Source organism: Lacticaseibacillus parakribbianus, assembly GCF_025490915.1.
Taxonomy (GTDB): domain Bacteria; phylum Bacillota; class Bacilli; order Lactobacillales; family Lactobacillaceae; genus Lacticaseibacillus; species Lacticaseibacillus parakribbianus.
Map to the genome: position 1 here is coordinate 375,219 of NZ_JANQBA010000001.1, position 18,387 is coordinate 393,605.

18 protein-coding genes are annotated in these 18,387 nt (G+C 62.1%); 2 read left to right on the plus strand and 16 right to left on the minus strand.

The annotated features are described in order from the left end of the window. Positions 1 to 17 precede the first annotated feature (17 nt). The 3 genes from NUH19_RS01770 to NUH19_RS01780 are packed head-to-tail and all read right to left on the minus strand — an operon-like array spanning position 18 to position 1,954. Entirely contained in the window at positions 18 to 329 is a 312-nt protein-coding gene (locus tag NUH19_RS01770) for a YhbY family RNA-binding protein (protein WP_262314833.1), read from the minus strand. Positions 330 to 339: 10 nt separating this feature from the next. Beyond that, complete coding sequence (gene yqeH, locus NUH19_RS01775) at positions 340 to 1,446, minus strand: ribosome biogenesis GTPase YqeH (protein ID WP_262314834.1); 1,107 nt, start codon at positions 1,444 to 1,446, stop codon at positions 340 to 342. Then, on the minus strand, positions 1,433 to 1,954 hold the full coding sequence (locus NUH19_RS01780) for a YqeG family HAD IIIA-type phosphatase (protein ID WP_262314835.1): 522 nt from the start codon (positions 1,952 to 1,954) through the stop codon (positions 1,433 to 1,435). The genes yqeH and NUH19_RS01780 overlap by 14 nt, the downstream gene beginning before the upstream one ends. A 248-nt stretch (positions 1,955 to 2,202) precedes the next feature. Between NUH19_RS01780 and NUH19_RS01785 the strand changes: the two genes are divergently transcribed. Beyond that, complete coding sequence (locus NUH19_RS01785; protein ID WP_262314836.1) at positions 2,203 to 3,141, plus strand: NADP-dependent oxidoreductase; 939 nt, start codon at positions 2,203 to 2,205, stop codon at positions 3,139 to 3,141. 59 nt (positions 3,142 to 3,200) lie between these two features. Here NUH19_RS01785 and NUH19_RS01790 read toward each other — a convergent pair whose 3' ends face one another. The 5 genes from NUH19_RS01790 to NUH19_RS01810 all read right to left on the minus strand — a co-directional run bounded on the left by NUH19_RS01790 (position 3,201) and on the right by NUH19_RS01810 (position 7,215). Continuing rightward, positions 3,201 to 4,898, minus strand: coding sequence for a M3 family oligoendopeptidase (locus tag NUH19_RS01790; RefSeq protein ID WP_262314837.1), 1,698 nt, complete (start codon positions 4,896 to 4,898; stop codon positions 3,201 to 3,203). A gap of 593 nt (positions 4,899 to 5,491) precedes the next feature. Continuing rightward, on the minus strand, positions 5,492 to 5,848 hold the full coding sequence (gene rplT / locus NUH19_RS01795) for a 50S ribosomal protein L20 (RefSeq protein WP_225047021.1): 357 nt from the start codon (positions 5,846 to 5,848) through the stop codon (positions 5,492 to 5,494). 54 nt (positions 5,849 to 5,902) lie between these two features. Next, positions 5,903 to 6,103: a 50S ribosomal protein L35 gene (gene rpmI, locus NUH19_RS01800; protein WP_003565872.1), complete on the minus strand. Its 201-nt coding sequence runs from the start codon at positions 6,101 to 6,103 to the stop codon at positions 5,903 to 5,905. A 31-nt stretch (positions 6,104 to 6,134) separates the two neighbouring features. Next, on the minus strand, positions 6,135 to 6,641 hold the full coding sequence (infC, locus tag NUH19_RS01805; RefSeq protein WP_262314838.1) for a translation initiation factor IF-3: 507 nt from the start codon (positions 6,639 to 6,641) through the stop codon (positions 6,135 to 6,137). Positions 6,642 to 6,846: 205 nt separating this feature from the next. Further along, on the minus strand, positions 6,847 to 7,215 hold the full coding sequence (locus tag NUH19_RS01810) for a hypothetical protein (protein ID WP_262314839.1): 369 nt from the start codon (positions 7,213 to 7,215) through the stop codon (positions 6,847 to 6,849). 118 nt (positions 7,216 to 7,333) lie between these two features. Here NUH19_RS01810 and NUH19_RS01815 point away from each other — a divergent pair, with 118 nt between their 5' ends. Further along, positions 7,334 to 7,867 carry a histidine phosphatase family protein gene (locus NUH19_RS01815; RefSeq protein WP_262314840.1) on the plus strand — a complete coding sequence of 178 codons (534 nt, stop codon included), beginning with the start codon at positions 7,334 to 7,336 and terminating at the stop codon, positions 7,865 to 7,867. 75 nt (positions 7,868 to 7,942) lie between these two features. On the opposite strand, the gene thrS is transcribed toward NUH19_RS01815, so the two are convergent. The 8 genes from thrS to NUH19_RS01855 form a co-directional block, all read right to left on the minus strand. Then, positions 7,943 to 9,913 (minus strand): threonine--tRNA ligase, encoded by a 1,971-nt coding sequence (gene thrS / locus NUH19_RS01820; RefSeq protein ID WP_262314841.1) that lies wholly within the window; start codon positions 9,911 to 9,913, stop codon positions 7,943 to 7,945. 340 nt (positions 9,914 to 10,253) lie between these two features. After that, positions 10,254 to 11,171: a primosomal protein DnaI gene (gene dnaI, locus NUH19_RS01825; RefSeq protein ID WP_262314842.1), complete on the minus strand. Its 918-nt coding sequence runs from the start codon at positions 11,169 to 11,171 to the stop codon at positions 10,254 to 10,256. Next, positions 11,168 to 12,535 (minus strand): replication initiation and membrane attachment family protein, encoded by a 1,368-nt coding sequence (locus tag NUH19_RS01830; RefSeq protein ID WP_262314843.1) that lies wholly within the window; start codon positions 12,533 to 12,535, stop codon positions 11,168 to 11,170. Before NUH19_RS01830 ends, dnaI begins: the two co-directional genes overlap by 4 nt. A 62-nt stretch (positions 12,536 to 12,597) precedes the next feature. Continuing rightward, positions 12,598 to 13,068: a transcriptional regulator NrdR gene (gene nrdR / locus NUH19_RS01835; RefSeq protein WP_262314844.1), complete on the minus strand. Its 471-nt coding sequence runs from the start codon at positions 13,066 to 13,068 to the stop codon at positions 12,598 to 12,600. Positions 13,069 to 13,161: 93 nt separating this feature from the next. Next, the gene (coaE, locus tag NUH19_RS01840) at positions 13,162 to 13,767 is read right to left on the minus strand and encodes a dephospho-CoA kinase (protein ID WP_262314845.1); all 606 of its coding nucleotides are present in this window, start codon (positions 13,765 to 13,767) and stop codon (positions 13,162 to 13,164) included. Next, positions 13,764 to 14,612 carry a DNA-formamidopyrimidine glycosylase gene (gene mutM / locus NUH19_RS01845; protein WP_262314846.1) on the minus strand — a complete coding sequence of 283 codons (849 nt, stop codon included), beginning with the start codon at positions 14,610 to 14,612 and terminating at the stop codon, positions 13,764 to 13,766. Before mutM ends, coaE begins: the two co-directional genes overlap by 4 nt. A gap of 11 nt (positions 14,613 to 14,623) precedes the next feature. Beyond that, positions 14,624 to 17,275 (minus strand): DNA polymerase I, encoded by a 2,652-nt coding sequence (polA, locus tag NUH19_RS01850; protein WP_262314847.1) that lies wholly within the window; start codon positions 17,273 to 17,275, stop codon positions 14,624 to 14,626. Positions 17,276 to 17,476: 201 nt separating this feature from the next. Then, entirely contained in the window at positions 17,477 to 18,187 is a 711-nt protein-coding gene (locus tag NUH19_RS01855; protein ID WP_262314848.1) for a Bax inhibitor-1/YccA family protein, read from the minus strand. Between the last annotated feature and the right edge of the window lie 200 nt (positions 18,188 to 18,387).

Consider the following 18,387-nt stretch of genomic DNA (forward strand, 5'->3'; position numbering starts at 1 on the left):
ATCACTCCGTTTCGTGACTATAGTTTCTTGAGCGTCACCGACAGCTTGCGATCGGCGGCCTTTTCCGCCTCGCGGTAAACCACCAGGCTGTGGCCGATCACCTGCGCTACCTCGAGGCCCGGAATCTCCTGGCTCAGGTAGGCGCCGGTTTGCGCGGCGGTCGCTTCGGCGGTCGGCAACAGGCTGATTTTGATCAGCTCGTGGGTGTTCAAGGCGGCGACCACGCCGGCGACGAAGGTGGTGCTCAGACCGTTTTTGCCCAGGTTGATCAGCGGCCGCTGGGTCATCGCCAGGCTGCGCAGGTAACGTTTTTGTTTTCCAGTTAACATCTTTTCTCCTTTAAATCAGCGCCTTGCGCATCAACACATCAACGCCTTGCGGGGCGTAGCCGGCGACCGTCTGGCCGGCCGGCACGACGACCCAGCCCAACCCGGCGAACACCAGGTCGGACTTCTCCTTGGCCGTGAACTCGAAGCGGGCAAGCGGCGGGAAGTCGGCGCCAGGCCGCGGCGGGGTCAGCAGGCCGCCCTTGTGCTTGGCGTAGAAGTCATCGGCGTTTTCAAGCTTAGTGCGGTGCAAAAGCAGCTGGTTGTCGCAGTAGAAGGTGAAGCCGGACTTGCGACCGCGCAGGAAGTCGAACCGCGCAAGCCCCGCCAAGAACACGGTTTGGCCCGGGTTCAGCTGGAAGACGGTCGGGCGAATCGGCTTGGTCGGCGCCACCAGGTTGAGGTCGCGCGGGTCGATCACATGCGCCATCTGGTTGCGGTGGATAATCCCCGGCGTGTCGATCAGAAAGTGCCCGTCGTCCAGCGGAATCTCGATGCGATCGAGCGTCGTGCCGGGGAACTTCGAGGTCGTGATGAGATCCTTCACCCCGGTTAGCTGGCTGATGATGCGGTTGATCAACGTCGACTTGCCGGTGTTAGTCACCCCGACCACGTAGACATCGCGTCCCTGCCGCTGGTCCTCGATCACCTCTAGCAGGTCGGTGACGGCGGTGCCCTTCTTGGCGCTGGTCAAAATGGTCTTGACCGGCCGCAGCCCCTGGGCATGCGCCGCCTGGGTCAGCCAGTTGGTCACGCGCCGCGGGTTAATCGACTTGGGCAGCACGTCGGCCTTGTTGCCGACCAGGATTACCGGGTTGTCGCCGACGAAGCGGTGCAGCCCCGGAATCACGCTGCCGTTGAAGTCGAACAGGTCGACCACGTTGACGATCAAGGCGTCGCTTTGGCCCAGCGTGTTCAACAGGCGCAAGAAGTCGTCGTCGGTCAGCTCGACGTCTGCGACCTCATTGTAGTGGCGCAGGCGAAAGCAGCGCTGGCAGTACAAGTCGCCTTCCGGATCGGCCTTGGCCAGGGTGCTCGCCGGCAGGTAGCCGGCCTTGGTTTTGTCTTCCGTCTGCAGCTTGGCGCCGCAGCCGATGCAAACCAGTTCAGTGTTTGTCATTCAATTCCTCCAGGTAGTGCAGTGGGCTCATCATCTTGAAAATCAGGCGTTCAAAGAAGCGGTTGATGCGGGTGTTCCACTGATCGGTCTCAACCAACGGCCGCACCAGGATGGTGCGGACCCCGGCGGCGTTGCCGGCGACGACGTCGGTCAACAGCTGATCGCCGACCATCACACACGCGCTTTTGGCCAGCCCCAATCGCCGCACCGCGCGGTCGATGCCCACGGGCAGCGGCTTGAGGGCCCGCGGCTCGAAGGGCAAGTCGAGGTTGGCCACGGCGCGGCCGATGCGCTGGCGATTGTTGTTGGACACCACCATCACGGTGATGCCGGCCGCCTTCATCGCCGTCAGCCACGCGCGAAGCTCAGGGGTCCCGTCCGGGTTGTTCCAGGCAATCAGCGTGTTGTCCAGGTCGGTCAACACGGCCTTGATGCCTTGTTGCTTCAGGCTTTGCGCGGTCAGACCGTAAATGGCCTCAACCGCCCAGGTAGGGGTAAATACAGCCACGCAGGCGCCTCCTTCAAAGTTGTCATATCCCTTCATTATAGCACCCAGGGGCGTCAAGTTATAGCCAGTCGGCCGAGAAGTTGCAAACCACCCCACCGGCCAGCCGGCGCGACCGCCGGGACCCGGCACGGTTGGGTGCTGCCGCAAGGCATATTTCTTGCGTTCACCGCCGGGGTCGGTATACTGAAACTAGATGCCGATTGCAACGACTCGTGCCGTGCGGCCCAACCCGCGCAAGGAGGATGACCATGATCCGTTTTGGCTTTGATCAGTTCGGCGCCCCCGACGTCTTTCGCGTCGTCGACGCGCCACAACCCACGCCCAAGCCCGGCCAGGTCCAGCTGAAGGTGCTGGGCTTTGGGCTGAATCCCTACGACGCCAGCCTGCGCCGCGGCGAGCAGGCCGAAAGCCGACCGCTGCCGATGCCGATCGTGCCCGGCACCGAGCTGGTCGGCGAGATCACGGCGCTGGGCGCGGCGGTCCAAGGCTTCGCGCTGGGCGAGCGCGTGATCAACTACCGGCCGCTGGGCGGCTACAGCGACTTCGTGACGGCCAGCACCAACAAAATCGCCCGCATTCCCGCGACGCTTGCGCTGGACGTCGCGGCCGGGCTCAGCCAGGCCGGCATCGCCGCCTTTTCGCTGCTGCAGGCGCTTTCGCTTCGGCCGGGCCAGACCCTGGCGGTGGTCGGGGCCAGCGGCGCCGTCGGGGCGCTGACCGTGCAGCTGGCCCGGGCGGCCGGCCTGCGGGTCATCGCCGTGGCCAGCGCGGCCAACCGCGCCTACCTGCAGGAAGTAGGCGCAAGCGTCGCCTTGGCCTACGATCAAGGCACGGCCTGGCACCACTACCAAGACACCGCCGATGCGGCGGTCAACGCGGTCAAAGACGGCGCCGACAACGGGGTGGCGTTGGCCTTGACCAAGCCGACCGGCACACTTGTGACCACCGCCTTTGCCGCGGTGCCCAAGGCGCCCAAGCCCCATGTCGCGCGGTTGCAGCTGGGCAGCCACGGGCTGGTGCCGGCCCAAGACGCCTTTCCGACCCTGGTGAAGCTGGCCGAAGCCGGTCAGCTGACCCTGCGAATCGCCCGGGCCTTCCCCTTCTCCTTGCCCGGCGTTCAGGCCGGCCACATCGCACTGGAGCAGCACCACGCCGCCGGCAAGCTGGTCGTGATGAAGGACTTGTAGCCACTCCAAAAACGCGGTTGCCCAAGCGGCAACCGCGTTTTTGTGTGGTCGGATGGCGGCTAAAGCGCCGCATCATCCACTGCGTCAAGCGCCTGTGAAATGGCCACCAGCGTGTCGTCCAAGGCGCCAGGTTCAAACGGCGAACGCAGGTGTCCGGTGGCCAGCAGCTCGAGCAGCGTCTGGCTGCCGCCGGCCTTGGCCATGGTTTCGTAATCCTGCCAGGCCTTGGGGTCGTGATCGACGTTGAATCGCTTCCAGAACTGGTAGGCGACCACCTGGGCGATGGTGTAGTCGATGTAGTAAAACGGCGACTCGAAAATGTGACCCTGGCGCATCCAGTAGATGCCCGATTCAAGCGCCGCGTTTTCGCTGTAGTCCTTTTCCGGGTTGTACAGCTTCTCCAAGCGGCGCCACTCGGCCTTGCGCTGGGCCGGCGTCCAGTCCGGATGGGTGTAGACCTGGTGCTGGAAGTGATCGACCAAAATCCCGTAAGGCAAAAACTCCAGCGCCGCCTGCAAATGCGCGTAGCGGTACTTGGCGGTCTGGGTCCCGAAGAACTTCGGCATCCAAGGATACGCGATGAACTCCATGCTCATGGAGAAAATCTCCGCCGCCTCAAAGGTTGGAAAGACGCAGTCGCCGGGCTGAATCCACTTGGCCAGGTAGGTCTGAAAGGCGTGGCCGGCCTCGTGGGTCAGCACGTCGACGTCGCCCGAGGTGCCGTTGAAGTTCGAGAAGATGAACGGCGACTGAATCGCGGGAATGTACTCCGCGTAACCACCCGAGGCCTTGCCCGGCTTGGCCAACAGGTCCAGCAGGTGCGAGTCGATCATGTGATCGAAAAAGGCCCCGGCCTCCGGCGACATCTCGTGGTACATCTCACGGGCGGCTTGCACCAGCTGAGTGGCCGTCCCCTCCGGCTTGGCGTTGCCGGACTTGAACTGAACGCCCAAGTCGTAGTAGGCCAGGTGATCCAGCCCCAGGCGCTTGGCCTGCTTGGCGCGTTGCTTTTGAACCAGCGGCACCACCTTGGTCTGCACCTCGTGGCGATAGGTCGCGACCATGTCCTCGTCGTAATCGAAGCGGTCCATGAAGACGTAGCTCATCTCGGAGAAGTCCTTGAAGCCAAGCTTTTGCGCAATCGCCGTGCGGGTGTGAACCATGTCGTCGTACAGCTGGTCGAACTCGGCCTCATGCGCCGCAAAAAAGCCCCAGTAAGCGGCGTTGGCGGCCTTTCGCACCGCCCGGTCGGCGTCGTCGCGCAGCGGTCCAAGCTGCGCCAGCGTGTAGGTCTGACCGTCAAAGTCAACCTGGGCGCTTGCAATCAGGTCGGTGTAGCGGGAGGCCAAGGCGTTGGCCTTTTGCTGCAGGTCGATCACCTCCGGCCTGTTAGTGCGAAGCAGGTCCTTGGCCTTCAGAAAGTATGGCTTGGGGTAGATGGTCTTCAGCGCGTCTTGGTAGGGACTGGCCAAAACCGCCTTGAGGTAGTCGGTCTTGGCCGCGTCAGCCTGGGGTTCAAAATCGTTCCAAAAGGCGTCTTCCTGCGCGTAAAAAGCATCGCGCGTGTCGATGGTGTGGCGAATCTGCGCAATCATGCCTTGCGAGTCGACGTCGTTGATCAAAGCGGTGATCCGCTTGGCGACGGCCAGCGCCGCGTCGGCGTCGGTCGCCGCCTCAAGCGCCGCCGCACCGGCCGCAATGTCTCGCAGGAACGCGGCCGGATCCGGCCTGGTGTAAGTCACTTGGGTAAAGTCCATGTTCTTCCTCCTTCAGACGCCGAAGCGGCGCCAGTCGAGCAAAGCTCGTTGCTCCCATTATCGACCAGTGCGGCCGCTTTGACCAGCACCTGCGCAAAAATGGCCGCCGCAACGATTCGGTTGCGGCGGCCGCGCCGAAGCCACCGGACTCGGTGAATCCGGTGGCCTTGGCTTATTCGGTTACGTTCCTGGCTTCTGCTTACCGTGGTGGTGCCATTGCGCCCACCGGTTCCGGTCACCGCACGGCTAACTCGCTTGGGAGTGGCGGTGGCCGGCCTGCAGCCGGTGGGGTGGTGCGGCGTCCCTGGTATTCCCCTAAGTATGGTCCCGGGGTTGCACGAAAACTCTCGAGTTGAAAGCCGTGTGGCGATACACTGCGGCCTGGCATGGGTGGGGGCTGTCGCCTTGGTGCGAACCGCTGGCGCAGTCCCGCGCGGTGGATACTACGGCAACCAAGGCCTTGGCCGCCTCCCCGCACAAGAACAATCATTCGCATGTAGCTTAACACCAGACCAATTTGGCGTCAAACATTATGCCTCGTCATCACGCTGCAAAAAATCCCACCGCAAGCGCGGTGGGATTCACTAGTCAGATTAAGCCAAAGCCTTCTTGGCAGCGTCTGCAAGGGCCGTGAAGCCTGCAGGATCTGCGATGGCGATGTCGGCCAGCATCTTGCGGTTCATGTCGATGTTGGCAACCTTCAAGCCGTGCATCAACTTGCTGTAAGAAATGTCGTTCAGACGCGCTGCGGCGTTGATCCGCGCGATCCACAGGGAGCGGAAGTTGCGCTTCTTAGCGCGACGGTCGCGGAATGCGTAGCGGTAGGATACCATGACCTGAGCATTGGCTGCCTTGAACAGCAGGTGCTTGGCCCCACGGTAGCCCTTGGCGAGCTTTAAGACCTTCTTACGACGTTTGCGAGTTACGGTTCCACCTTTAACACGTGGCATTAGAAATTCCTCCTCTAATAATTAAGCGAACTGAGTAATGTGCGCGAGGCGCAATTACTTCATCTGGCTGAGCATCTGGCGGATCCGCTTCATATCGGAGTGGGATACCAATGCTGACTTGCGCAACTGACGACGTTGCTTCTTGGTCTTACCGTGGAAACGGTGGCTGGTGTAAGCGTGACCCCGCTTCAGAGCACCACTAGCGGTCTTCTTGAAGCGCTTGGCAGATGCACGGTGTGTCTTGAATTTTGGCATGACGATAATTCCTCCTAGTGACTTAGTCTGACTATTTCTTGTCAGCTTTTGGTGCGAGCATCATGAACATGCTCCGTCCGTCCATCTTCGGGCGGGCTTCAACAGTAGCCAATTCCTCAACGGCCTTGGCCATCTGCTCCAGAACCTTTTGTCCGAGGTCCTTGTGGGTGATCGCACGACCGCGGAAGCGGACGGTCACCTTGACCTTGTCCCCTTTTTCGAGGAACTTGGACGCGTTTTTCAACCGGGTGTTGAAGTCTGCCTCGCCGATGGTCGGGCTCAGGCGGATCTCCTTGATGCTGATGGTTTTCTGTTTCTTACGCGCCTCACGCTGCTTTTTTTGCAGCTCGAAGCGAAACTTCCCGTAATCCATGATCCGGGCAACTGGCGGCTTGGCGGTTGGGGAAACCAGAACCAGGTCCAGGCTTACCGATTGCGCAAGCTCGAGTGCCTCGTGCGTGCTTTTGACCCCGAGTTGTTCACCAGTCTGGGAAATCAGTCGAACTTCACGGGAACGAATCCCGTCGTTGACCATCATATCTCTTGCTATGGCAGTTCACCTCCGAAAATATTTTGTGACAAAACAAGGACGCCGAAGAGCCCACTATGAGCCCCGCCGCGTCGTTAAATACCGATCATATCAACCCAGCGGCCAGAGGCATAGGTGAGAAGCGGGAACTTCTGCTTGTTTTCTCAACGTTCTCTAGTATACGGACTCGCAGGCCGGGTGTCAAATGAAAGTTTCATTCATCGCCGGACCGCGACTGGTGCAGCGACTCAAGCCACTGGCGCCGCTTTAAGATTAGGTTGGCCAACCAGGTCACGGCCGCGATGCCGACGCTGCCAAACACCGCGACCCCGTGCGGCTCAAAGGCAATTAGGCTGAACCACCAGCTGGCGATGCCGTAGACGGCCCCAAGCGCCAAGGCCATCACCGAAAGCCAGATCAGGATGAATCCCCGCCCGTTGTGGGCCAGCAAGCGCATCATCCGCCGGTCGCGCCGCCCGGGCAGCGCCGCGAGCAGCAACACGCTGCCGGTCAAAAGCCCCATGGCAATCAGCTCGGTCACGCCAAAAAGCAGGAACCACGAGCCCCAAAGTTGCAGGATCACCCTACCGCCTCCATTTCTAGGAGACAGCTTAGCACGCCGGCGTTGCCGGTGCAAGCAGCGCCGCCCGCTTGCACCCGCCACCGCCAAGCGGTACACTGGCCAAAAACAGGAGGCCACCATGCAGATTGACTTGATTCGCCACTCGGAACCCGACTACGGCCAGGTTCGGGCCGCCGACTACTTCGGCTTTGGGTTGGATTTCAGCCAGCTCACCCCGCGCGGCGTTGCCATCGCCCAGGCCGCGGCGCGTGACCCCCGGCTTCAAGGCGTGGACCTGATGCTCAGCTCCCCTTACACCCGGGCCCTGCAGACGGCGCTTGAGCTGACCCGCCACACCGCGATTCCCGTGCAGGTGGAACTCGGACTGCACGAGTGGCGCCCCGACATGACGGGCACCAGGCTTCGCACCGCTGCTCAAGCCGACGAAGCCCACGCGGCCTTTTTGGCGCACCACGGCCGGGCCACCCCCGACAGTCCCTGGGACTACGAAACCGCCGCGCAGGTGCGCGCCCGGGCCGCCGCGGTGTTCGACCGCTACTCCGACCAGGGCTTCCACCACATCGCCTGCGTCACCCACGGCGTGGTGATGCGCCAGTTCCACCCGCAGGCCAAGATCGGCTACTGCGAGTTCATCACGATCGACTGGCGCTAGCGGCCGGCGGTCTAGCACCACCTGAAGGCAGCAAAAAAACGTTTCGCAACAAACTGCGAAACGTTTTTTAATTGCTTAATCGGCGAGCTTGGCGCCTTCGCCGCGCTTGTGCTTGCCGTCGCGGGAGAAGTTCTTGACTTCCGCCTGCACGGATTCGAGGAACATGTTGGCCGGCATCTCCTCGGAGTCGGACTTGCCGTACTTGCGAACGGACACGCTGGCCGCGTTCACTTCGTCATCCCCCACCACGATGGTGTAAGGAATCTTGTTGGTCTGAGCCTCGCGAATCTTGTAGCCCATCTTCTCGTTGCGAGCGTCAAGCTCTGGCCGCAGACCGGCATTGAGCAGCGCCGTCTTCAGGTTCTTGGCGTAATCCAGCTGCTTGTCGGAAACCGGGATGATTGCAATCTGGGTCGGGGCCAACCAGGTTGGGAAGGCACCCTTGTAGATTTCGGTCAGGTAGGCGATGAAGCGCTCCATGGTGCCGACGATGCCGCGGTGGATCATGACCGGACGGTGCTCCTGGTTGTCGTTGCCGACGTACGTCAGGCCGAAGCGCTCAGGTAGCATGAAGTCCAGCTGAATGGTGGACATGGTCTCGTCGTTGCCAAGCGCGGTCTTGGTCTGGATGTCGAGCTTCGGGCCGTAGAACGCGGCTTCACCTTCGGCCTCGTAGTAGTCCAGGCCCAAGTCGTCCATGGCGGCCTTCAACATGCTCTGGCTGCGGGTCCACATTTCCTCGTCGTCGAAGTACTTGGCGGTGTTCTTCGGGTCGCGGTAGGACAGGCGGAAGGTGTAGTCGTTGATGTTGAAGTCTTCGTAGACGTTCATGATCAGGCGCAAGATCTTCTTGAATTCCTCTTGAACCTGGTCGAGGGCGACGAAGGTGTGACCGTCGTTCAGGGTCATTTCACGCACCCGCTGCAGGCCGGACAAGGCACCGGACTTCTCGTAGCGGTGCATCATGCCAAGCTCCGCGATCCGCAGCGGCAGTTCCTTGTAGGAGCGGATGTGGTGCTTGTAGACCTGGATGTGGCTCGGGCAGTTCATCGGCCGCAGCTCGAGCATTTCGCCGTCGCCCATGTCCATCGGTGGGAACATGTCTTCGCGGTAGTGCTCCCAGTGGCCGGAGGTCTTGTAAAGGTCCAGGTTGGCCAGTACCGGGGTGTAAACGTGCTCGTAGCCATCGGCGAGTTCCTTGTCGATGATGTAGCGCTCGATCACGCGGCGAATCGTCGCGCCGTTGGGCATCCAGTAAGGCAGGCCGGCGCCGACCTTGGGATCGACGAAGAACAAGTCGAGGTCACGGCCGATGTTGCGGTGGTCGCGCTCCTTGGCTTCCTGGCGGCGCTTGGCGTCGTCTTCAAGCTCGGCCGCCTTGTAGTAAGCCGTCGCGTAGATCCGCTGCAGCATCGGGTTGGAGGACTTGCCTTCCCAGTAAGCGCCGGCGACGCTCAGCAGGGAGAAGTGCTTGAGGTCCTTCAGGCTTGGCAAAAGTGCCGAGAGCTCGAAGTCAAAGAAGTCGCCGAGCTTGAAGCCCGCAATCTGGTCGCCGTCAATCTTGGCCAGCAGCTGCAGCTTGAACGGCTCGTTGGCAAAGTAGGCCTCGGCCTCACTGCGGCTCAGGCTGGCCGCCTCGATCTCGGGGTTGGCCTTGACGATTTCGGCCATTTTGTCGGCGATGGCCGGCAGCTCGTCGATCGTCAGCTGACGGTCGTCGCGGTCAGTGTCGTAAAAGAAGCCATCTTCCTGCGCGGCGCCCTTGCCCAGGCGGGTCTCGGGGTGCAGGGCCTTGATGGCCGCGGCCAGCACGAAGGCGCCGGTTTGGCGCAGCACGGCCAGGCCGTCTGCGGAATCCTTGGTGACGATTTCGACGCTGGCGTCTGCGTTCAGCGCGTGGTCGAGGTTGACCAAGGCGCCGTCGACCTTGCCGGCCACGGCCTTTTTGGCCAGCGACGTGGAAATGGACTTGGCGATGTCCAGGATGGTGGCGCCGGCCTCAAATGGCTTGACGCTGTTGTCTGGGAATGTGATGCTGATCGACATAGAAATCTCTCCTTTTGGTAGTGAAAGCAGGGGCGAAAACAAAACGTCCCGGACGTCAATATGACATCCGGGACGCTAAACACGCGGTTCCACCCGACTTGAAAGCACTGCTTTCCTCTCGATTGGCGCATAACGACGCGACCCGGCCTCAACGAGGCACTCTCGGAAAGTGGTGCGGATCAGGTCCTGCTCGACTTTCAGCCACGGTCGAGGCTCTCTGGTGAAACATGGTCCTTATTGCTTTCGTCTTCGATACCTAGATTAAAGCACGTTCCGGCAGGCCGCGCAAGCCCAAGCGATGAAAAAGTTTGAAAATTGCCGACAGGTGTTCGCCAGTCGCCTACCCGTTGCGCCGGTCGCGGCCGCCGACCGCCACCTCGGTCGCCAGAAACCGAATGCGTTCCATGATGCGCTGGGCCTTGAGCCCCTCGTTGTTGCCGACCTCGACACCGGCCAAAAAGTCGGTCAGCTCCGCCATGGTCTTGTTGGAGGTGAACAGCGTCGGCAGCTCCTCTTGCATCCGGTACTGCAGCAAAATGCCCAGCACATCGTCGCGGATCCAGGGGCTGAGGCTTTCGGCCCCGATGTCATCGATCATCAGCACCGGGGCTTTCTTGATCGCATCGAGCTTGGGTAGCACCGTCTGGTCGCCGATCGCCGCTTTCATCTCCACGGCAAAGGTCGGCCAATGCACCAGCGTCGACGCCAGCCCCTGCTTGGCCAAATCGTTGGCCATCGCCCCCATCAGGTAGGTCTTGCCGACGCCGAAGGGCCCGGTCAGGTAAAGCCCTTTGTGAAAGGCCCGTGGCGCCTTGGCCAGCTCGGTGGTGAAGGTCAGCGCCTGAACCAGCGCATCCCCGCGGTTGGTCGGATCGTAGTCGGCCAGCCGCGCGGCCGCAATCGCCTTGGGCATGTTCAGCGAGGTCACCAAGGCCTTTTGCGACGCCTGGGCTTCTTGGGCGCGTTTGGCCGGGGTCGGCTCGTAGGTGATGTCGATCAGGCGATTGGACACCACCAGCTTGGGGGTGTAACCGGCCTGCTGCATCGGGGTGGTCACCTTGCCGTCTCGGGCGTTGACGTACTCGTAGATTTTGGCCGCGCCGCGGTTGACCGCGTCCGGGGCCAAGGCGTCGGCGTTTTGCTGTAGGAAGGCCTGCACCGCCTCATCCGCCACCGCCGCCTGCATCATGGTCGTGTAAGCCTGATTCAACCGGCGCTTGTCCATCACCTGCGCCAGCTCGTCTTTCATGGTTTTCATTGGCCGCTTCCTCCGTGTTCTTCAAGTTGGCGAAGCGCCGCCAGCCTGGCCGCGATTTCCGCCTGCTGGGAGCTTGACACCGCCTGCTCCTTGGGCTTGTAGTCGGCCTTGCTCCAGGCCGGCATCTGCTCCTGCCGCGCCGGGCGGCTGTTGCTGCGCCGCGCCGGCTGGCGGGTCTTGCGTTCTGCGAAGGCCTTGATCTCGGCCAAGGCACTGGCCGGGTCCGTGACACCGGCCTTCAGCCAGCGGTTGACGATGGCGTCCAGGTAGGCCTGGTTGAGCGAGTCGTTGGTCTGCAGGATGTAATCGACCAGCACGTTGATCGTCGCGTCCGGCAGCACGTGGCGCTGCACCAGCTTGCGCAGCGCGGCGATCTCGTTGGGTGCTGCGTACATATTGGGGTTCTTGGCCTTCTTGGTCGCCTCGAGAAATTCGCGAACCGACAGCTTGCTGGCTCGCGCAACCAAGGCGGCCTCATCCGCACTCAGCTTGCCCGTGGCCGCCGCGACGGGTTCGGGCGCGGCCGCAACCGTGGACTTGGGTACCAGGTGCGGCGCCTGTTCCTGGTAGGTCTGCTCGGCGTAAAGCCGAACCTGCCGCAGGTCGATTCCGCCGGTGACAAAATCCACCGCCGGCTCGATCAGCCGGGCCAAATCCACTGGCGCCAGGCCGTAAAACTTGGCAATCTGGTACAGCCGCGCCCGGTTGCGCTCGAGTTCGCTGACATCGACATTGGTGCGGCGCAAAAGCTGTGCCACCAGCGCCCAATCAAAGCCCTGGCCATCGCCCAAGGTGACCGCTGGCGTCGGCTTTTGGCGAACCTGGGCGTTATCGGCCGCCGCCTGCTCGGTTGGCGCGACGCGCGTCAGCGAGAAGACATCGAGCAGCTGCGCCGAGATGTTGGTCCAATTGGCGTTGTGAACGTTGCGCAGCGTGTAGCGCTCGGTCAGCTGGTGGTAGCGCTGCTCGCCGACGCGGTCGTACAGCAAAAGCCCGAGCGTCGGGTCGTGGAAGAAGGAATCGGGCTCGACCGGGCGGTGCAGCTCGTAGGCGTAAAAGCGCCCGAGGTCATCGACTTGCGTGTAGGTCTGAAGCAAGGCGACCGCCTCCAGCCGCACCCGCGCCTCGTAAAGCTCATCGAGGCTGACCCCGAGCATGTCCAAAAGGGCCGTTTGCTTTTGCCGCTCGCGCAGCGCCACCGTCGCCGGCGCGACTTGCCACAGGCTGAGGTACAGCGCCAAGGCGGTGGGGCCGATCAGCGGTTGGTACAGGCTGATGGCCACGTCTTGATCTAGGTTACTGAAGTACGTGGCCGTGGAGATGATGTAATCATCTTGGGCCATGAAGTTCGCCGGCCTTTGCATCCGGATTCCTCCTTTCGGCGCGACACGCCGGGTAAAAAAGGCGCCGGCGCAATCGCCAACGCCTATTTTTTGGACTGCTTTTCCTTCTTCATCATGTCCTGCAGCTCCTGCATGAAGACCGACATGTCCTTGAACTGCCGGTACACGCTGGCAAAGCGGATGTAGGCCACGTCGTCGACGTCGGCGAGCTGCTTCATCACGTACTCGCCGATGGCCTGGCTTGAGACCTCGTTTTCCCCGATCGCCCGCAGCTTGTTCTCCACGCCTTCGACAATCGACTGCATCTGTTCCATGGTGACCGGCCGCTTCTCGGCGGCGCGAATCAGGCCCTTGAGAATCTTCTCGCGGTTGAACTCCTCGCGGGTGCCGTTCTTCTTGATGACCAACAACGGCGTTTGCTCCACCCGCTCGAAGCTGGTGAAGCGAAACCCGCAGTTCTCGCACTCGCGGCGCCGCCGAATCGCACGGCCGCCGTCAGTGGGCCGCGAGTCAACGACCCGCGAGCTGTTGTGATGACAATGTGGGCATTGCAAAAGGCCACCCTCTTTGTAGTTGATACCACATTATAACACGCCACATGTAGTGTGGCACCTGTTTCAGGACAACAGTTCAGAAACACCGGCAACTCAGGCCTCGGGCCGGCTGAGCTGTGCCAAAAGCTGGCGCACCTGCTGGCCGCGAATCAGCTCGCCTTGCGAGTTGTCGATCAGGTAATCGGCCCGGGCGATTTTCTCCGCCAACGGCATCTGCGCGTTGATCCGCGCAAGCGCCGCCGCCTTGGTCAGCCCGTCTCGGGCCATCAGCCGCTCCAGTTGCACATGCGGCGGCAGCGTGACCACCGCCACCCCGTCGAAGGCGTCTTCGTAATGGGTCTCGTACAGCAGGGGAATCTCCCCCACCGCCACCGGGCAGCCCGACGCCTTGGCCTCGGCCAGCGCGTCGTTGATCGCCGCTCGCAGGTACGGGTGATCGATGGCGTTGAGCTGGGCGAGCTTGCCCGAGTCGTTGAACACCAGGTCCCCGAGCCGCCGGCGATCGAGGGTGCCATCCGGGCGAATCATGTCGGCACCGAATGCGGCGGCGATGGCCGCAAGCGCCGGGCGCCCCGGCAGGACAATCTCCCGGGCGATCACGTCGGCATCGACCACCGGGCAGCCCAACCGCCTGAAGACGGCCGCCACCGTGCTTTTGCCGGTGGCGATGCCGCCGGTCAAACCGAGCAAGTAAGTCATTGTGCTTTTCGCTTCCTTAAGGGCTGGCAGTGGGGACAGTAATGCGTCCCGCGCTGGCCCACTTTGGTCTTGACGATCGTGGTCTGGCAACGATCGCACGGGGTGTTCTCCCGGTCGTAGACGTGCAGCCGCTCCTGAAAGCCGCCGCGCTGGCCGGTCGCGTCCAGGAACGTGTGAACCGAGGTGCCGCCAAGCGCGGTGGCGGCGCCGAGAATCTCGATGATCGCGTCGTGCAGCCGCGTGGTTTCCGCTCGCGTCAGCGTGTTGGCCGGCTGCGCCGGGTTCAGCCGGCCGTGCCACAGCGTCTCATCGGCGTAGATGTTGCCGACCCCGGCCACCACGCTTTGGTCCAAGATCACCGACTTGATCGGCGCCTTGCGCTTGTGAACCGTCGCGTAAAACGCCGCGGCGTCAAAACTCTCAGCGGTCGGCTCCGGCCCCATTTTGGCCAGGCCGGCGACCACCTGTTCCTCTCGGCCGGTCTCGACCAGCTGCATTCGGCCGAACTTGCGCATGTCGTGGTAGCGCAGCTCGTGGCCGTCTTCAAAGGTGAACCAGACATGCACGAAGCGGTCGTGCGAGACCGCGGGGTCGGCGACCAGCTGGTACTTGCCTTCCATGCGCAGGTGCGACACCAACGTCACGCCGTTGTCAAAGCGCAGCAGCAGGTACTTGCCGCGGCGGTCGATGCCGGTGATGGTCGCGCCGATCAAGGCGGTTTGAAAGGCTGCCAGGCCACCGACCAGAATCTTGGCCCAGTCGGTGCCGATGGCCTCCACCTTGCGGCCGACGATCAGCTTGGTCAGCCCCCGCCTAACATTCTCAACTTCTGGTAATTCTGGCAAGGCGTCCTCCTTTACTTCGCGTCAAACCAGGTGGCGCCGTAGTGGCTTTCCACCTTCAGCGGCACGGCCAAGGCGACCGCCGAGTCCATCACCTTGGGCACCAGCTCCGCCAGGCGCGGCATTTCAGCCGCCGGGCCCTCGAAAATCAGCTCGTCGTGAACCTGCAGCAGCATGCGCGACTGCAGGTGGTTCTCATCGAGCATCTGCTGCATCCGAATCATCGCGACCTTGATGATGTCGGCCGCGCTGCCTTGAATCGGCGTGTTCATCGCCGTGCGTTCGGCGAACTGGCGCAGGTTGAAGTTTTTCGAGTGAATCTGCGCCAGGTAGCGCCGCCGGTGAAACAGCGTCTCGACGTATCCTTGCTCCCGCGCAACCGCCACCATCCGTTCCATGTAGTCGTGAACCTGCGGGTACTGCTCGAAGTAACCGTCGATGAAGGCCTTGGCCTGCTTGCGGGTGATGCCGATGTTCTTGGCCAGCCCGAAGTCGCTGATGCCGTAGACAATCCCGAAGTTGGTCGCCTTGGCCTGCCGGCGCATGTCCGGCGTGACCTGATCCGGGCTGGTCAGCCCAAAGATTTTCATCGCGGTGTTGGCGTGGATGTCGCGGTCTTCCTTGAAGGCCTCCTGCATGTTGGCGTCACCGGAAATGTGGGCCAGCACCCGCAGCTCGATTTGGGAATAATCGCTGGAGAAAATCTCCCAGCCGGGGTGCGATGGCACGAAGGCCTGACGCACCTGCTTGCCCACGCCGCGAGCCGGAATGTTTTGCATATTCGGGTCGACCGACGAGAGCCGCCCGGTTTGCGTCAGCGTCTGCAGGTAGCGGGTGTGAATCTTGCCGTCCGGCAAAACCGCCTTGATCAGACCGGCGACGTAGGTCGACTGCAGCTTGGCCACCGTGCGGTAGTCCAAGATGTCTTGAACAATCGGGCTGGCGTCTTGCAGCTGCTCCAGCACCTCAACGGAGGTCGAGTAGCCGGTTTTGGTTTTCTTGATCACCGGCAGCTTGAGTTTTTCGAACAACACCTCACCGAGCTGCTTGGGCGAGTTCAGGTTGAAGGTCAGCCCGGCCTCGCCGTAAATCTTCTCCTCCAACACGTGCATGCTGGCGGTCCATTCGTCGCCCATCTTGCGCAGCACCGGCTGGTCCAAGTGAATGCCGGCGATTTCCATTCGCGCAAGCACCTTGGCCAGCGGCAGCTCCAGGTCGGTGAACAAGGCGGTTTCGTCCTGATCCGCCAGGTCCTGGTTAAGGTGCGGCCTAAGCGCCAGCAGGGCCTTGGCCTTTTGCGCCAGGTGGGTGAACAACACGGCCTCCTCTGGCACCGCCCGCTTGGCGCCGGTGCCGTAAACATCGGCGTCGAAGGGCAGCTGGTAGTCGTGGTCCTGGGCAATCTGGCCGAAGTCGTTGCTGTTTTGGTCCGGGTTCAAGAGGTACGAGGCCAACAGCGCGTCAAAGTCGATGGGCCCAAGCGTGACCCCCAGCCGCGCCGCCGCGACCAGGTTGCGCTTGGCGTCAAACACGGTCAGGGCATGCCGGCCCAGCCAGTCGCGAAGCGCCGGCGTGGTCAACAGCGTCGCGTCGGGGCTGACCCAGATTCGGTCGCCGGCCGCGATCACAAAGCCGATTGGCTCAGCGACGTGGTAGTTCTCCGTCAGCATCTCCAGCTCAAAGGCCACCGGCCCTTCGGTGGTCGGCAGCACAGCGAGGTTCGCGTCGGTCAGCACGGTGTACTCCGGCGCCACGACCGCTGGGACCGCCTCGCCGTCGGCTGCCGCGGCAGCCGGCAGCTTGGCCAGCGCCTGGCGCATGTCAAGCCGCGTGAACAGGCCGCGCAGCGCCTCGATGTCTGGCCCGGTGTAGCGAATGTCGTCCAGGCCGATGGCAAGCGGCGCGTCCTGCAGGATGGTGGCGAGCCGCTTGCTCAAAAAGGCGTTGTCCCGGTCGTTGATCAGGTTCTCCTTCATCTTGCTGGGCTTGAGCTCGTCGAGGTTGGCGTAGAGGTTTTCGATGGAGCCGAACTGGCCGAGCAGCTTCAGCGCCGTTTTCTCCCCCACCTTGGTGACCCCGGGGTAATTATCGGAGGTGTCGCCCATCAGCCCCTTGAGGTCGATCAGCTGCCGCGGCGTGATGCCCAGCTTCTCTTGCATGTAAACCGGGGTGTAGGCCTCAAGCTCGGCGACGCCTTTTTTGGTCACCTGCACCGTCACGTGAGCGGTGGCCAGCTGCGTCAAGTCGCGGTCGCCGGTCACGATCACCGTGGTCATGCCGGCCGCTTCCGCCTGCTTGGCCAAGGTGCCGATGATGTCGTCGGCCTCGTAGTCTTGAAGCGCGTAATGCGCCATGCCGTGGTCTTCGATCATCTCGTGGATCAAGGGCAGCTGCTCCAAAAGCTCGCTGGGCGCCTTGTCGCGGTTACCCTTGTAGTCGTCGAACATCTTGGTGCGAAAGGTCCCGCCGCTTTTGTCGAAGGCGACCAGAATCCGGTCGGGCTTGACCTTGCTCACAATGTTGTCCAGCATGTTGTTGAACGCAAAAACCGCGTTGGTGTGCAGGCCTTCGCTGTTGGTGAAGCGATCGAGTTGGTTGTAAAGCGCGTAAAACGCGCGGAATGCGACCGAGCTTCCGTCGATCAGCAGTAATTTTTCTTTCGCCATAAGTCCCTCCATCTGTCTACTGCCATTGTAACATGCCGGGCAAGGCGCGGCCGCTCGCCGCCGCCAAAATCCAGGTGACCGCTCGCCGGTCCGGCCCAATGCCAGAGGCCCCCACCGACCACGTCGGCCGACGCAACGGGTCAACGCCTTGGGCCCAGACACCAAAAAACCGCGCCGAAGCGGCGCGGTCGAAGTCTACACTCAGTTGCGGTCGGAGCCGCCGAAAATCTGGAGAATCGCCAGAAACAGGTTGAGAAAGTCCAGGTAAAGCATCAAGGCGCCTTGAACCGCCAAGGCCCCCATGCTGTAGGTCGCCTGGCCGCTGGCATCGGCGGTCAGGTACATCCGCTTGAGCGCCTGGTTGTCCCAGGCCGTCAAGATGATGAAGATGACTAAGATGGCGTAGGCGATGAGCAGGCTCATGCCGCTTGAGTGCATGAAGAACATGTTAGCCAGGCTCATCAGGATCACGCCCCACAAGGCGGTGCCGGCGATGGCGCCGGGCCGGCTCAGGTCGCGGTTGGTGATGCGGCCGAACACCGACATCGACACGAAGACGATGGCGGTGGTGAACAGCGCGGCGGTGATGTTGGCCGTCGGGTAGATCAGCCAGATCGACGCGTAGGTGAAGCCGAACGCGGCGGTGATCAGCAAGTACACCACCGTGGCGTAGCTGGTGTTGGTGCGGGCCGCCTTGTTATTGATCACAAACGACAGGATCAAAGGCAGCAGCATCAACACGTAAAACACCACCGGGTGCTGGTTAATCGCGTTCAGGTACTGGGTCTGAAACACGCTGCCCAGCAGGTAGGAGATCAGCCCGGTGACCCCGATGCCGACCCCCACGGTTGCGTACACGCGGTTGAAAAAGCCCGCCACGCCAGTTTCATTGACAACACGACGTTCTTCCATCGTATCAGTCCTCTCTTCGTTGTTATAACACCCATTATACCAGCTTGCCCCAATTTGTCAGCCGGACCTTAGACCGATTTCGCCAGCAGCAAGACCGGCCGCAAGAACGGCAACCGGTGCGGTCACCGGCCGCGCCGGGTTCGCGGCGTCTCCCTTGGCAACCCAAAAAGCCACCGGTGTGGTGGCTTTTTGGGTCAGGC

Coding starts and splice junctions, on each gene's coding strand:
- NUH19_RS01770 (WP_262314833.1), bottom strand. CDS start 329: ATGTTAACTGGAAAACAAAAACGTTACCTGCGCAGCCTGGCGATGACC.
- yqeH (WP_262314834.1), bottom strand. CDS start 1,446: ATGACAAACACTGAACTGGTTTGCATCGGCTGCGGCGCCAAGCTGCAG.
- NUH19_RS01785 (WP_262314836.1), top strand. CDS start 2,203: ATGATCCGTTTTGGCTTTGATCAGTTCGGCGCCCCCGACGTCTTTCGC.
- NUH19_RS01790 (WP_262314837.1), bottom strand. CDS start 4,898: ATGGACTTTACCCAAGTGACTTACACCAGGCCGGATCCGGCCGCGTTC.
- rplT (WP_225047021.1), bottom strand. CDS start 5,848: ATGCCACGTGTTAAAGGTGGAACCGTAACTCGCAAACGTCGTAAGAAG.
- rpmI (WP_003565872.1), bottom strand. CDS start 6,103: ATGCCAAAATTCAAGACACACCGTGCATCTGCCAAGCGCTTCAAGAAG.
- infC (WP_262314838.1), bottom strand. CDS start 6,641: ATGATGGTCAACGACGGGATTCGTTCCCGTGAAGTTCGACTGATTTCC.
- NUH19_RS01815 (WP_262314840.1), top strand. CDS start 7,334: ATGCAGATTGACTTGATTCGCCACTCGGAACCCGACTACGGCCAGGTT.
- thrS (WP_262314841.1), bottom strand. CDS start 9,913: ATGTCGATCAGCATCACATTCCCAGACAACAGCGTCAAGCCATTTGAG.
- dnaI (WP_262314842.1), bottom strand. CDS start 11,171: ATGAAAACCATGAAAGACGAGCTGGCGCAGGTGATGGACAAGCGCCGG.
- NUH19_RS01830 (WP_262314843.1), bottom strand. CDS start 12,535: ATGCAAAGGCCGGCGAACTTCATGGCCCAAGATGATTACATCATCTCC.
- coaE (WP_262314845.1), bottom strand. CDS start 13,767: ATGACTTACTTGCTCGGTTTGACCGGCGGCATCGCCACCGGCAAAAGC.
- polA (WP_262314847.1), bottom strand. CDS start 17,275: ATGGCGAAAGAAAAATTACTGCTGATCGACGGAAGCTCGGTCGCATTC.
- NUH19_RS01855 (WP_262314848.1), bottom strand. CDS start 18,187: ATGGAAGAACGTCGTGTTGTCAATGAAACTGGCGTGGCGGGCTTTTTC.